This is a genomic window from Noviherbaspirillum agri (assembly GCF_054780595.1).
The window spans coordinates 44,965-58,650 of the sequence record NZ_BAAGWA010000017.1; the positions used below are offsets into that span (position 1 = coordinate 44,965).

At 58.1% G+C, this 13,686-nt stretch carries 11 protein-coding genes and 1 tRNA gene; 10 read left to right on the top strand and 2 right to left on the bottom strand.

Annotated features, from left to right (window positions below; translation table 11 throughout):
• Positions 1-4: 4 nt before the first annotated feature.
• Genes ACYVIA_RS19935 through ACYVIA_RS19945 form a run of 3 tightly spaced genes read left to right on the top strand, consistent with a single transcriptional unit; the run spans position 5 to position 3,674 of the window.
• A complete protein-coding gene (locus ACYVIA_RS19935; protein ID WP_460843925.1) occupies positions 5-1,063 on the top strand; it encodes a microcin C ABC transporter permease YejB in 1,059 nt (352 codons plus the stop codon).
• The gene (locus ACYVIA_RS19940) at positions 1,060-2,097 is read left to right on the top strand and encodes an ABC transporter permease (protein ID WP_460843926.1); all 1,038 of its coding nucleotides are present in this window, start codon (positions 1,060-1,062) and stop codon (positions 2,095-2,097) included. The genes ACYVIA_RS19935 and ACYVIA_RS19940 overlap by 4 nt, the downstream gene beginning before the upstream one ends.
• Positions 2,094-3,674 (top strand): ABC transporter ATP-binding protein, encoded by a 1,581-nt coding sequence (locus ACYVIA_RS19945; RefSeq protein WP_460843927.1) that lies wholly within the window; start codon positions 2,094-2,096, stop codon positions 3,672-3,674. Before ACYVIA_RS19940 ends, ACYVIA_RS19945 begins: the two co-directional genes overlap by 4 nt.
• A 60-nt stretch (positions 3,675-3,734) precedes the next feature.
• Here ACYVIA_RS19945 and ACYVIA_RS19950 read toward each other — a convergent pair whose 3' ends face one another.
• Both ACYVIA_RS19950 and gloB read right to left on the bottom strand, forming a co-directional pair.
• Positions 3,735-5,273 (bottom strand): transglycosylase SLT domain-containing protein, encoded by a 1,539-nt coding sequence (locus tag ACYVIA_RS19950; protein ID WP_460843928.1) that lies wholly within the window; start codon positions 5,271-5,273, stop codon positions 3,735-3,737.
• A gap of 128 nt (positions 5,274-5,401) precedes the next feature.
• Positions 5,402-6,175 (bottom strand): hydroxyacylglutathione hydrolase, encoded by a 774-nt coding sequence (gene gloB / locus ACYVIA_RS19955; RefSeq protein WP_460843929.1) that lies wholly within the window; start codon positions 6,173-6,175, stop codon positions 5,402-5,404.
• Here gloB and ACYVIA_RS19960 point away from each other — a divergent pair, their 5' ends adjacent.
• From ACYVIA_RS19960 to ACYVIA_RS19990, 7 genes are all read left to right on the top strand, one after another.
• Entirely contained in the window at positions 6,176-6,958 is a 783-nt protein-coding gene (locus tag ACYVIA_RS19960; RefSeq protein ID WP_460843930.1) for a class I SAM-dependent methyltransferase, read from the top strand.
• A 1-nt stretch (position 6,959) separates the two neighbouring features.
• Positions 6,960-7,394 (top strand): ribonuclease HI, encoded by a 435-nt coding sequence (rnhA, locus tag ACYVIA_RS19965; protein WP_460843931.1) that lies wholly within the window; start codon positions 6,960-6,962, stop codon positions 7,392-7,394.
• 75 nt (positions 7,395-7,469) lie between these two features.
• Positions 7,470-8,612, top strand: a complete 1,143-nt coding sequence (locus ACYVIA_RS19970; protein ID WP_460843932.1) for an efflux RND transporter periplasmic adaptor subunit — start codon at positions 7,470-7,472, stop codon at positions 8,610-8,612.
• Positions 8,613-8,624: 12 nt separating this feature from the next.
• Positions 8,625-11,720 carry an efflux RND transporter permease subunit gene (locus tag ACYVIA_RS19975; RefSeq protein ID WP_460843933.1) on the top strand — a complete coding sequence of 1,032 codons (3,096 nt, stop codon included), beginning with the start codon at positions 8,625-8,627 and terminating at the stop codon, positions 11,718-11,720.
• Between the two features lie 2 nt (positions 11,721-11,722).
• Entirely contained in the window at positions 11,723-12,442 is a 720-nt protein-coding gene (gene dnaQ, locus ACYVIA_RS19980; protein WP_460843934.1) for a DNA polymerase III subunit epsilon, read from the top strand.
• A 37-nt stretch (positions 12,443-12,479) separates the two neighbouring features.
• Positions 12,480-12,554 (top strand) — tRNA-Val (locus ACYVIA_RS19985).
• A gap of 658 nt (positions 12,555-13,212) precedes the next feature.
• Positions 13,213-13,680: a hypothetical protein gene (locus tag ACYVIA_RS19990; RefSeq protein ID WP_460843935.1), complete on the top strand. Its 468-nt coding sequence runs from the start codon at positions 13,213-13,215 to the stop codon at positions 13,678-13,680.
• Positions 13,681-13,686 lie beyond the last annotated feature (6 nt).

The window sequence follows — 13,686 nt, forward strand, 5'->3', positions numbered from 1 at the left end:
GGCCATGAATCTATGGGCATACATTGCCAAGCGCGTGCTGCTGATGCTGCCGACACTGATCGGCGTCATCGCCATTACTTTTGCCGTCATCCAGTTTGTGCCGGGCGGCCCGGTTGAGCAGATGCTGGCTGAGCTGAAGGGGCAGGTCGGTGCCGGCGAGGTGTCCAGTCGCGGTCCGGCCGATTATCGCGGGCGCCAGGGAATCGATGCGGAGCGCGTCAAGGAAATCCAGGCCTTGTACGGTTTTGACAAGCCGCCATTGGAGCGCTTCTGGCAAATGCTCAAAGGCTTCGCCACCTTTGACCTGGGCCAGAGTTTTTACCACCACAAAGACGTGTGGGGATTGGTGAAGTCGAAATTGCCGGTATCGATCAGTCTCGGCTTGTGGACTTTCTTTCTGACGTATTTCATCTCGGTGCCGCTGGGCATAGCGAAGGCGGTGCGTGAAGGCAGTCGCTTCGACGTGACCACGAGTATCGCGGTGCTGATCGGGTATTCCATTCCCGGCTTCGTACTCGGCGTACTGTTGCTGGTGCTGTTCGGCGGTGGCAGTTTCGTGCAGTGGTTCCCGCTACGCGGGCTGACTTCGGACGACTGGGAGCAGTTGTCCTGGTTCGGCAAGATTGTCGATTATCTCTGGCACATTACGCTGCCAGTGACCGCATCTGTCGCAGGTTCGTTCGCAGTGATGACGATGCTGACCAAGAACACCTTCCTGGAAGAGATCCGCAAGCAATACGTGCTGACGGCCCGCGCCAAGGGCCTGAGCGAAAAGACGGTGCTGTACAAACATGTCTTCCGCAATGCCCTGATTCCGCTGGTGACCGGATTTCCGGCGGCATTCATCGGCGCCTTTTTTGCAGGCAGCCTGCTGATCGAGACGCTTTTCTCGCTCGACGGATTGGGCCTCTTGTCCTATGAGTCTGTGATCCGTCGCGACTATCCGGTGGTGATGGGGACGCTCTACCTGTTTACCCTGATCGGACTTGTGGTCAAGTTGCTGGGAGACCTTTGTTATGTCTGGGCCGACCCGCGTGTCCAGTTTGAAAGCCTGAGCCAATGAAGCAGACGAATACCTCACTTTCGCCGTGGCGCCGCGTCTGGGTGCGATTCAAGCAGAATCGCCGCGGCTACTGGAGTCTCATCATTTTCTCTGTATTGTTCGGAATCAGCCTCCTGGCCGAAGTAGTTTCGAACGACAAGCCGCTCGCAGTTCGATACAACGGCCAGGTCATGTTCCCGATCTTCCAGACTTACTCTGAAAAGGAGTTCGGCGGCGATTTCGATACACCGGCAGACTATCTGGATCCTTTCATCCAGGATCAGTTCCAGCGCGAGGGAAACTGGGCAATTTATCCCCTTAATCATTACCGTTTCGACACGCTGAATTACTTTTCCAAAGCGCCGAACCCGGCGCCGCCGTCGGCGGACAACTGGCTCGGCACCGACGACCGCGGCCGGGATGTGTTTGCCCGCCTGCTCTATGGCTTCCGCGTGTCCGTGCTCTTCGGCATGGCGCTGACCATCCTGGGTGTGATCCTCGGCGTCGTAACCGGTGCTATCCAGGGGTATTTTGCGGGCAAGGTCGATCTGTTCTTCCAGCGCTTCATGGAAATCTGGGGCTCGATGCCAGAGTTGTACTTGCTGATCATCTTTGCGTCGATCTTTGAACCGAGCATCGGCCTGTTGCTTATCCTGCTGTCGCTGTTCGGCTGGATGGGGCTGTCCGACTATGTGCGCGCTGATTTCCTTCGCAACCGAAACCTTGAATACGTACAGGCTGCGCGCGCGCTTGGCTTGTCGAATCGGCAGATTATCTGGCGTCATGTGCTGCCGAACAGCCTGACTCCGGTGGTGACCTTCCTGCCATTCCGCATGAGTGCGGCCATCCTGGCACTGACCAGTCTGGATTTCCTCGGCCTCGGCGTACCGCCGTCGACACCCAGTCTCGGCGAGCTGCTTGCGCAAGGAAAGAACAATCTCGACGCCTGGTGGATCGCGGTGTCGACATTCCTTGTGCTCACGATGACGCTGCTCCTGCTCACCAATATCGGCGACGCGCTGCGCAACGCGCTGGATGTGCGGAGGAAGGCATGAACCTCATTGATGTCCAGAACCTGCGAGTCGCATTCGGGAGCTCCACCGTCGTCAATGATGTGAGCTTTTCCATCGCACCGGGCGAGAAGTTCGCGCTGGTAGGCGAGTCCGGCTCCGGCAAGACCGTTACATCGCTGTCCATCCTGCGCTTGAATCAAGATGCGCAATATGGCGGGCGGATCCTCTTCGAAGGCGCCGACTTGCTGAAACGGCCGGAGGCTGCCATGCGCTCCGTGCGCGGCAAGGATGTTGCGATGATCTTCCAGGAGCCGATGACGGCATTGAACCCGCTGTTCACAATCGGCAATCAGATCGCAGAAGTGCTGATGCTGCATGAGGGCATCAGCGCCAAGGTTGCCGCACAACGGACCATCGAGTTGCTGGACAAGACCGGTATACCGGAACCGGCACGCCGGGCGCTGGCATATCCGCATCAACTCTCCGGCGGCCAGCGTCAGCGTGCAATGATCGCGATGGCGCTCGCCTGCAAACCGAAACTGCTGATTGCCGATGAGCCGACGACAGCGCTGGATGTCACCATCCAGGTGCAGATTCTCGAGCTGCTGAACCAGTTGCAGCGTGAAGAAAACATGGCCGTGCTCATGATTACCCATGATCTGAACCTGGTGAGGCATTTTGCCGACCGGGTCGGCGTAATGGAGAAGGGCAGGTTGATCGAGACAGCGACAACTGCAGGCCTGTTCGCCAACCCGCGTGAAGCGTATACCCGCAAGCTCCTCGCCAGTCATCCGGAGCGGTCGGTCGACGCGGTAGACGATTCGGCCAGACCCCTGATGTCGGCCGAGAAGATTCGTTGCACGTTCTGGATCAAGCGCGGCTGGTTCAGTAAGACACCGTTTGTCGCCGTAGACAATGTCGATGTGCAGCTCAAGCCGCATGAAACCTTGGGCATCGTCGGCGAATCCGGCTCCGGCAAGTCGACGCTCGGCATGGCATTGTTGCGCCTGTCTTCCGCCAATGTGGACGGCGCCATCTCGTTCGCAGGTCAGCCGATCAGCAACATGTCGAGCATGGCATTGCGTCCGATGCGCGCGAAGATGCAGGTGGTATTCCAGGATCCGTTCGCTTCGCTGTCACCCCGCCGCACCATTGAACAAATCGTCGGTGAAGGGCTGGAGCTGCATCAGCCGCATCTCAGCAAAGACGAGTTGCGTCGAGCGGTTGCGCAAGGCCTGGCGGAGGTCGGGCTCGCGCCTGAAATGATGTTCCGCTATCCGCATGAGTTTTCGGGTGGCCAGCGCCAGCGCATCGCGATTGCGCGCGTCCTCGTGCTCAAGCCCGAACTGATCCTGCTGGACGAGCCGACATCGTCGCTGGATGTATCGGTGCAGCAGCAAGTATTGCTGTTGCTGGCAGAACTGCAGCGCAAGTACGGAATCGCATATATTTTCATCAGCCATGACCTCGCGGTTATACGCGCGATGGCACATCGGGTGATGGTGATGAAGGATGGGAAAGTCGTCGAAAGCGGAAGGGCCGAGGACGTGTTGTCCAACCCGACGCAGGACTACACGAAACGCCTGCTCGCAGCAGCAACGTACTCCACGTTGAGCTGAAAAAAGAAAATGGCCATGCAGTGTCTTCTTCACTGCTTGGCCATGCTGGTCAGGTGTCGGTCAGCTTGGACGTTTCTTGATTGTCTTGTTCGCCGACGCGATGGCTTTTTCCTTGCCGGCACTGCCGGCAGCCTTGCGTGCGGCTACCGGGGCAGCCTTGCGGTTGGATGGCGTTGCCTTGCTTGCGACCCGGCGTACCTCTTTCTTTGCGGCGACCGCCTTTGCCTTGTATGGCAGGTTCAGCTCGAGCCGCTGTCCGCTCGCAAGCTTTTCATGCTTGAGGTTGTTCCAGGACTTGATCTGCGCAACGCTCACGCGATGGCGTTTGGCGATGCTGGCCAACGTGTCGCGCTTGCCGACCTTGACATAGACCTTGCGTGAATCCGGCACGTCCGGGGCGGTGACCAGCATCGCGGTATCGACCAGTTCCGGCGCAATGTCTTTTTCCGGCGTGTTTTCCGTCTTGGGCACCAGCACGGTTGAACCGGCCTTCAGCACTGTTCTGGGTGGAATATTATTGGCTTCGCGAATCACCTCCGGGGTGGTGCCGAATTTCTTCGCAATTGTCTCGATCCGTTCCCGCGCATTCGTGACCTTGTGCGCAGTCCATGAAGACAAGGCGCGGCGCCACTTTGCCAGGTTTTCCTTGAACTTCTCCGCATTGCTCTGCGGGAGAAGGAGCTGGGTACCATTACCGGCCGGGATTACCGGACGATTGAACTGCGGATTGAGCGCCTTGAACTCGTCAAGCGATAGCTCCGCGAGTTGTGCCGCGACTTTCACGTCGATGTCGCGGGTTTTGCCGATCGTGACGAAGTAGGGCTGGTTATCGACTTTGGGTAGCGCGATGCCATAGTCGTCCGGCTTGGCAATGATATTTTTCACCGCCTGCAGCTTTGGCACGTAATTGCGCGTTTCTGCCGGCATGAACCGGGACAGGCCATTGAAGTCGGTTGCCACACCGGCGGCGCGTGCCTTGTTGATTGCACGCTGCACGGAGCCTTCGCCCCAGTTGTAGGCCGCCAGCGCCAGCTGCCAGTCGCCGAACATACCGTACAGTTTTTGCAGATAGGTCAAAGCGGCATCCGTGGAGGCAAGTACATCGCGGCGCTCATCCTTGAAAACACTCTGCGTGAGGTTGTATTCGCGCCCCGTGGACGGGATGAACTGCCACATGCCGGCCGCCTTTGCGGTGGAGTAGGCCTGCGGGTTGAATGCCGACTCGATGAAAGGTAATAGCGCCAGCTCGGTCGGCATGTCGCGCTTTTCGAGCTCTTGCACGACGTGGAACAGATAGCGCGAGGCACGGGTCGTGGTGCGCTCGATATAGTCGGGCCGGGAGCCGTACCACTGGACGTGGTTATCCACCAGCGGATTGTCGAGGTCCGGAATGCGGAAGCCCTTGCGAATGCGCGCCCATACATCCACTTCTTCCATCGCCAGTACCTGCGCGAGCGGATCATTCGGGTCGTAGGGCGCGGCGTATGCGGAAACCTGGGACCAGTTATGGAACTGAAGGGATAAATCTGCGGCGTGAAGCGGGGTGACCAGGAGGAGAAGCGCTGTAATTGAGAAAGTTCTTATTTGCAGCGGATGCATGGTTCCTCGCGTGCTGTTAATGTGCGGGCACGATAAGTTGCCCGTAAGTCAATGGAGTTTACGTAAAGGCGTTTTCCTGCGTCAAGACTAATTACAAAAGATAACGTTCCGGAAGCGAAACGCGCGGCTCAACGGTAGGAATTCTTCCATTGCCTTAAGGCAGTGAAAACCGAGATAGGTTCCCTTGAGGAAATATGTCCCGTTGCAATAAGCCGGTCAGCAATTCCAGGCTCACGGAATCGCAAGAACGGGTTGGTTGCCTTCTCCATGCCGAGGGTAGAGGGCAAGGTGGGCAATCCTTGGTCACGCTTGATTTGTTCTTGCTGTATACGTGTTGTCAAATCAATATTGTCCGGTTCGACCTCGCGTGCGAAGCGCAGGTTCGATAAGGTATATTCGTGCGCGCAGAAGATTTGCGTTGAATCAGGCAATGAAGCTAGTTTTGTCAACGATGCAACCATTTGTTCCGGCGTGCCTTCAAACAGACGTCCGCATCCGCCTGCAAAGAGTGTATCCCCGCAGAACAACCATGAATAATCAGGGGAAAAATAGGCAATATGTCCACGGGTATGACCAGGGACATCCATTACTTCGAGTGCAAGTTCGAGAGCGGGAACGTGAACGGTATCGCCTTCGAGCAGTGGTCGGGTAATCTGTGGAATGTTTTCGCGTGAGGGGCCGAATACCGGGACGTCGAATGCGCGGAGCAAGGTCGGTACGCCGCCAACATGGTCAGCGTGGTGATGTGTCAGTAGAATAGCGGAAAGGGAAAGCCGGTGCGCCTTCAATGCATCCAGAACGGGTGATGCATCGCCGGGGTCGACGACCGCGGCATGCACGCCATCGTGGATCAGCCATAAGTAATTGTCCTGGAATGCCGGAACAGCCAATACTTTCAACATATGATGTCCCCGTCAGGCGAAAAATCCATTATAGCGCTCGGCCCCTGGCTCGAAACGCCGACGGGCGACTATGTCCGGGCCTGGCAGCAAGAGCGGCTCGATATGCTGACGGCGGATATTTTCGGCTTTAATGCGATCCAGGTCGGCCTGCCGCAAATTAGAGCCCTGCAGGCAAACCGCATGCCGAACAAGTGGCTTACGGATACCTCCATCCCGCCGAAAGATGAAGACGGCCAAGCTCCTCATGTTGTAGTCGTACATGACTTTGCTGAGCTGCCGTTTGCTTCGCAAAGCCTGGACCTAGTGGTCTTGCCGCATGTGCTTGAGTTCGCCGATGAACCGCACCAGGTGCTGCGCGAAGTGGAACGCGTCCTGATTCCGGAAGGGCAAGTCATCATTTGCGGCTTCAATCCGGCCAGCCTTTGGGGGCTAAGGCAGGTCACCGGTCGCTTGAGCGGCGCCCATTTTTTGCCCCAGAACGGTGAATTCATCAGCCTGCCACGCCTGAAGGACTGGCTGAAGCTGCTCAGTATGGAAGTCAATCGGGGGCACTTCGGTTGCTATGCGCCGCCTTGTCGATCCGATAAATGGCTGAACCGCTTTTCATTCATGGAAAAGGCGGGGAAGCGATGGTGGCCTCCACTCGGTGCCGTCTATATCGTGCAAGCTATCAAGCGGGTACGCGGCATGCGCCTGATCGGACCGGCCTGGACGCGGCCTGCCGCGACCGTCGCGCAAGGCGTGCCGGTCACCAATAAAACACACAAGCACAACAATCAATAGCATGGATAAAGTGGAAATCTATACCGACGGGGCATGCAAGGGAAATCCTGGCCCCGGCGGGTGGGGGGCATTGCTGATTGCAGGCGCGCATCGCAAGGAGCTGTTCGGCGGCGAGCCGAATACGACGAACAACCGCATGGAGCTCAAAGCGGTGATCGAAGCGCTCGGCGCGCTCAAGCGGCCTTGCGAGATCGTGCTGCATACCGATAGCCAGTATGTACAAAAAGGTATCAGTGAGTGGATTCACGGCTGGAAGGCACGCGGCTGGAAAACCGCGTCGAAGGAGCCGGTAAAGAACGTCGATCTATGGCAAGCCCTTGACGCCGCGCAGGCCAGGCACAGGATCCAGTGGCGTTGGGTCAAGGGACATGCTGGTCACGATGGCAACGAGCGTGCCGATGCACTTGCCAACCTTGGTGTCGAGTCCGTGTCCTGATGGTATGGTTGTGCTACATTCGCACGTCGGCAACCATTCCGTTTGCTGACTGACCAACAATTACCATTCAAGCAAATGAACGCACGGAGATTTCTGTATTCCGGTGTCGCTGCCGTCGGCATTATTGCGCTGGGAACTGTTGCTTATTATGTGCAGCGCCAGCCGCAACAACCTTCGGAACAGAAAACCGTTCCCGCACAAAGCTCTATCGCATCGCCATCCTCAAACCCAATTGATCCTGTGGCGGTAGACGTTGCAAGAGTTGCCAGCACCAGATTGGTCGACGATGTCAATGCAGTTGGCACCCTGCGGTCCAATGAATCCGTTGTAATCCGGCCGGAAGTCTCCGGGCGCATCGTGAAGCTCAATTTTGCGGATGGCCAGCGTGTGAGCAAGGGACAACTGCTGATTGCCTTCGATGCCAGCGTCAACCAGGCTGAAGTGGAGCAGGCCAAGGCAGAACTTGGAATTGCGCGCGCCAACTACGAGCGGATCGTCGATCTCGCCCGGCAAAAGTTCATGTCGGACCGTGCGCGCGACGAATCGCTCGCGAACGTCCATGTGCTCGAAGCGAAGTTGGCACTGGCACAGGCACGCTTGTCCAAGCTGGAGATTCGCGCGCCATTCTCCGGCATCGTTGGCATCCGCAACATCAGCGTTGGCGATTACGTGAAGGACGGCACCGATCTGGTCAATCTGGAAGACGTTTCCAGCGTCAAGGTCGATTTCCGCGTGCCGGAACGATATGCAGATCTGGTCTATAAAGGGCAGGCCATCGAAGTCATGGTCGATGCGCTGCCCGGAAAACCGTTCCGCGCCAAGGTGGATGCAGTCGACCCGCAGGTCGATAGCGCCGGACGCTCGGCATTGCTGCGCGGTCGCATTGAGAATCCGGAAGGCCGGTTGAAACCCGGCATGTTCGCCCGCGTCAGACTGATCCTGGCCGAGCGCGAGAATGCGCTTGTAGTGCCGGAAGAGTCGATTGTTCCGCAAGGCAGCAAGGTCATGGTGTGGAAAGTGGTGGACGGTAATGCCGTCAAGACGGAAGTGAAGACCGGCCTGCGGCGCGCGGCCAAAGTTGAAATTACCCAAGGATTGGCACTGAACGACGTTGTGGTGACAGCCGGCCAGATCCGACTGTCGAAAGATGGCACCCCCGTGCGCATCGCGCAAGGCGCCAATGCGGCGCCTTCTACGGCATCCGCGACAAAGAGCTAGGCGGAGCGCAACATGGTCTTGTCCGATATCTGTATCCGTCGTCCGGTATTCGCGACGGTGATGTCGCTGATTATCGTGCTGATCGGTTTGGTGTCCTACGACCGACTCGCGGTGCGCGAATACCCCAAGATCGATGAGCCGGTCGTCACGGTGCAGACCGCCTATCCGGGCGCGAGCGCGGAGATCGTCGAGTCGCAAGTCACCAAGCCCATGGAGGACTCGATTGCCGGCATTGACGGCATCGATATGCTCACCTCCATTTCCCGCGCCGAGCAGAGCCAGATTACCGTGCGCTTCCGGCTCGACAAGGATCCGGATTCCGGCGCCAACGATGTGCGTGATCGGGTATCACGCGTACGTGCGCGACTACCGGACACGATCGACGAGCCGGTGATCGCCAAGGTCGAGGCTGACGCCAATCCCATCATCTGGCTGTCCTTCTCCAGTGACAACATGTCGCAGCTGGACCTCTCCGACATTGCCAACCGTATCGTCAAGCCGCGCCTGCAGTTGCTGCCGGGCGCTGCCGATGTACGTATCGGCGGCGAGCGCAAGTATGCAATGCGCATCTGGCTCAATCGTGACAAACTCGCGTCTTATCGTCTCACACCCGCCGACGTGGAGGATGCGCTGCGACGCCAGAATGTCGAAGTGCCGGCCGGTCGCATTGAATCGCAACAACGAGAATTCTCGGTGGTGTCGCAGACGGACCTGACCACACCGAGCCAGTTTGAGGACATCATTGTCCGTACTGTGAATGGCTATGCGGTGCGGTTGAAGGACGTGGCGCGTGTCGAAATCGGCCCCGCGGCGGAGCGCTCATCGGTGCGCTTCAACGGCAAGAGCGCGGTATCGCTCGGCGTGATCCGCCAGGCAACCGCCAATCCGCTGGAGCTGGCCAATTATGTGAAGGCAGAGCTGCCGAAACTGAACGAGGAACTTGCCGCACAGGGCGTGCGGATTGATATCTCGGTCGACAACACGCTGTTCATCGATCGCTCCATCAAGTCCGTATACACCACGATCGGCGAAGCGGTCGTGCTGGTGGCGTTGGTCATCTTTGTGTTCTTGCGTTCCTTCCGCGCATCCATCATCCCGCTGGTCACCATACCGGTATCGCTGATTGGCGCGTTTGCCTTGATGTCGCTTGCCGGTTTCACGATTAACACGCTGACGTTGCTCGCACTGGTGCTGGCGATTGGCCTTGTGGTGGACGATGCGATTGTGGTGCTGGAAAACATCTACCGGCATATCGAAGAAGGCATGAAGCCGTTCGCGGCTGCACTGAAGGGGGCGAAGGAAATCGGTTTTGCCGTGGTCGCGATGACGCTGACGCTGGCTGCCGTTTACGCGCCGGTCGCCTTCACACCCGGGCGTACCGGGCGCCTGTTTATCGAATTTGCGCTCACCCTGGCCGGCGCAGTGATCGTTTCCGGTTTTGTTGCGCTCACGCTGTCGCCGATGATGTGTTCGGTCCTGCTCAAGCATCAGGAAAAGCATGGAGTCGTATATCGTGTGATCGAGAGCGGGCTGAACGCGCTTACTTCCGCCTATCGCGGGTTGCTCGCGCGTACGCTGGCGGCACGCTGGCTGGTAATTCTCCTGTATCTGGTCGTGATCGGAGCGCTGGTATGGCTGGCCAGCGGCATGAAAAAGGAGCTCGCGCCGATCGAGGATCGCGGCACGATCTTTACATCGATCACCGGTCCCGATGGCGCCTCGCTTGAATACACCGAAAAATACGCGCGCCAGATTGAACAGATTGCGCAGGCAACGCCGGAAATTGACCGCGTGTTTATCTTTGCCGGCAACCCGACGGTGGAGCGTGCCGTAGCCTTCCTTCGTACCGTCGATTGGTCTGAGCGTGAACGCAGCACCATGGACATGATCAGCGAAATGCGTCCGAAAATGGCCGAAGTTCCCGGCGTGCTGGCATTCCCGAACGCGCCCCCGTCACTCGGCCAATCGATCCGTGAGCGTCCGGTCAGCCTGGTCGTCATGACCAACGCATCCTATGCGGAGTTGCAGCAGGTAGTGGAGCAGATTATCGAGGAGGCAAGCAAGAATCCCGGGCTGACCAATATCGACAGCGACCTGCGGCTTCACAAGCCGCAGGTCAATGTCGAGGTCGATCGCGACAAGGCGGCGGATGCCGGCGTGCAGATCGAAACGGTCGGCCGCACGCTGGAAACCATGCTCGGCGGTCGCAACGTGACCCGCTTCAAGAAAGGCAGCGACCAGTACGACGTGGTCGTGCAGATCGAAACCAGCGAGCGCAACGCACCGGATGACATCAACAATATTTTCGTGCGCGGCGCTGGTGCGAACGGCGGCGAGGACCACATGATTCCGCTGTCGAGCTTGTTGAAAGTGCGCGAAGCGGTCGCACCACGCGAGTTGAACCACTTCGGACAGCGGCGCGCGGTCGTGATCTCGGCCAATCTCGCCAACGGCTACACGCAGGGTGAGGCGATCGACTTCATGGAGGAGACGGCAAAACGCATCATCAAGCCAGGATATGCCACCGATCTGTCCGGCTCCTCGCGCGAATACCGCGCATCGAGCGGCAGCCTCGCGCTGACGTTCGTGCTGGCACTTGCATTCATTTACCTCGTGCTGGCAGCACAGTTCGAAAGCTTCGTCGATCCATTCATCATCATGCTGACGGTGCCATTGTCGATGGCCGGTGCACTGGCGGCCTTGAAGCTGGGCGGCGGCACGTTGAACGTTTATAGCCAGATCGGCCTGATCACGCTGGTGGGGTTGATTACCAAACACGGCATCCTGATTGTGGAATTTACCAACCAGCTCCGCGAACAGGGCAGGGGCATGCAAGAGGCGGTGGTTGAAGCGGCTGTGCTGCGCCTGCGTCCGATTCTGATGACCACCGGCGCGATGGTGCTGGGCGCGCTTCCGCTGGCGCTGGCAACAGGGGCGGGCGCCGAATCCCGCATCCAGATCGGCTGGGTCATCGTCGGCGGCATGACGGTCGGCACACTGCTCACCTTGTTTGTCGTGCCGACTTTCTATACATTCCTTGCTCGTAAAAAGGAGCATGCGCCATCCGCACACGCTCCCGTTGAACCTACTCCGGCTACTGCCGAATAACCATGCGACAAATCGTTCTCGATACTGAAACCACTGGCCTGAATCCGCGTTCGGGCGACCGCATCATCGAAGTCGGCTGCGTTGAAATCATCAACCGCCGTCTTACCGGCAACAACTTTCATACCTATATCAACCCGGAGCGCGACTCGGAAGAGGGCGCACTCGCAGTGCACGGCCTGACGACCGAATTCCTCAGCGACAAGCCAAAGTTCGCCGAGGTCGCCGACGAGCTGCGCGACTATGTGCGTGACGCGGAAATCATCATCCACAATGCGCCATTCGACCTGGCCTTCCTTGATGCGGAATTCGAGCGGCTGGGTTTTCCCCGCTTTGCCGAGCATGTCGATTCGATTACCGACACGCTGGTACAGGCGAAGGAGATGCACCCCGGCAAACGCAACTCTCTCGACGCACTGTGCGACCGCTACGGCATTTCGAACGCGCACCGCGCGCTGCATGGCGCGCTACTGGATGCCGAGCTGCTGGCCGAGGTCTATCTCGCGATGACGCGCGGCCAGAACAGTCTCACGATCGACCTGGGCGCACCGCAGGCAGGGCAGGCTGATACGCAGGCGGTGGAAGCAATTCCACTGGCAGACATCGTCGTGTTGCAGGCAACAGAGGCAGAACTTGCCGAACACGAGGCTCTGCTGGACCGGCTGGACAAGGAGATCAAGGGCAGCTGTGTCTGGCGTGTTGAGCCTGCTGCATCGGCAAATTGATTCCGTGCACCGTTTGTGCGATAATGCCGACCTTCCCGGACAGTTAGCTCAGGGGTAGAGCACCGCCTTCACACGGCGGGGGTCACTGGTTCAATCCCAGTACTGTCCACCAGAATTCCTCAGAAACCGGCTGATCGCCGGTTTTTTCATTTCTGCGTTCGCAGATGCGAAGCCGGGTAATTTGTTCCGTGCAGTACATCGGGAGCATCGCCTGCCGGCATTCAGTTCTCCCCTCCATGATTCCAGCAGACACAATGACCCAAGGTCGATTTGAGGTTTCACAACGTTATGCATGCATTTGCGCAGCATTGGGATTTCTTCTTTCTTTTTCCTACTCCAAGATGCGCGGGAATGAATGTCCGCTTTGATGTCTGTCAGGCATCGAAGAAGTCGTGTGAGAAGCAGCGCAATAAGTGGTTCCCGGTGCATGGCCGGATAAGGACAGGGAGCAGATAGCGACGTTAACAGGCTGTTGAAAAACTACTGCGCGGACCGATCCTGAGGGCTGCGGTGCTCGGCGTACTACTCGTGCGCATGCGCTCCTCGCCCTCAGTTTTGACCTGCTCGCTAAGATTTTCAACAGCCTGTCAGAGCGCAGACATGATTCTCTTTGTGGAGACATTATGGGATGGCTACAACAAAGCTATAAGTACCACAAGCAGCCGCAGTCCGTCCGGCACATGGGAGGCAAGCGTGCCGGTTCGAATTTGTTTACTCATGGCCGTGTAGAGATCTTTCGACAGCGCTCCGTCGGGATGGCATGTGCCGCATTGATTTCCCTGTTGCCGTTCTCCGTCAGTGCGGCGGACACGGCGTCAATGGAAAGAGCCTCGCTATCTGCATCGGACAGCACCAAGGCGCTGCGTATGTTGAACGAGGAAGAGTTGCGGCGTGTGGAGGCCCAGGGGCTTACGGAGGACCGCATGTTCCGGTTGTCGCGTTATGCGGTCGGAGGATTCGGTGTGGAGCTCCTTGGCGACATGGCGACGCTGTTAAATCCGGTGGCCAGCATCCTCGATGCCGACATCACTTTTCAGGACGCGGTATTCAATCCTCTCAACCCGACGGTGCTGATCGATAGCAGCGGATCCACCATCTACCGAGTGCCGCAGACGATAGGCGTCATCAACGTTGACAACATCCGCGTGCGGGGATCAAACGGAAAGAGTTTTGGCAGCGTTACGATTCGCGGCATTGATCTCAGAGGAACGACCATCCGTGTGACAGCAAGGCGCTGATCACCA

What these genes read in the sequence shown, in the direction of transcription:
- rnhA (WP_460843931.1), top strand. Translation starts at nt 6,960, where the DNA reads ATGGATAAAGTGGAAATCTATACCGACGGGGCATGCAAGGGAAATCCT.
- ACYVIA_RS19945 (WP_460843927.1), top strand. Translation starts at nt 2,094, where the DNA reads ATGAACCTCATTGATGTCCAGAACCTGCGAGTCGCATTCGGGAGCTCC.
- gloB (WP_460843929.1), bottom strand. Translation starts at nt 6,175, where the DNA reads ATGTTGAAAGTATTGGCTGTTCCGGCATTCCAGGACAATTACTTATGG.
- ACYVIA_RS19950 (WP_460843928.1), bottom strand. Translation starts at nt 5,273, where the DNA reads ATGCATCCGCTGCAAATAAGAACTTTCTCAATTACAGCGCTTCTCCTC.
- ACYVIA_RS19960 (WP_460843930.1), top strand. Translation starts at nt 6,176, where the DNA reads ATGATGTCCCCGTCAGGCGAAAAATCCATTATAGCGCTCGGCCCCTGG.
- ACYVIA_RS19935 (WP_460843925.1), top strand. Translation starts at nt 5, where the DNA reads ATGAATCTATGGGCATACATTGCCAAGCGCGTGCTGCTGATGCTGCCG.
- ACYVIA_RS19940 (WP_460843926.1), top strand. Translation starts at nt 1,060, where the DNA reads ATGAAGCAGACGAATACCTCACTTTCGCCGTGGCGCCGCGTCTGGGTG.
- ACYVIA_RS19975 (WP_460843933.1), top strand. Translation starts at nt 8,625, where the DNA reads ATGGTCTTGTCCGATATCTGTATCCGTCGTCCGGTATTCGCGACGGTG.
- ACYVIA_RS19970 (WP_460843932.1), top strand. Translation starts at nt 7,470, where the DNA reads ATGAACGCACGGAGATTTCTGTATTCCGGTGTCGCTGCCGTCGGCATT.
- dnaQ (WP_460843934.1), top strand. Translation starts at nt 11,723, where the DNA reads ATGCGACAAATCGTTCTCGATACTGAAACCACTGGCCTGAATCCGCGT.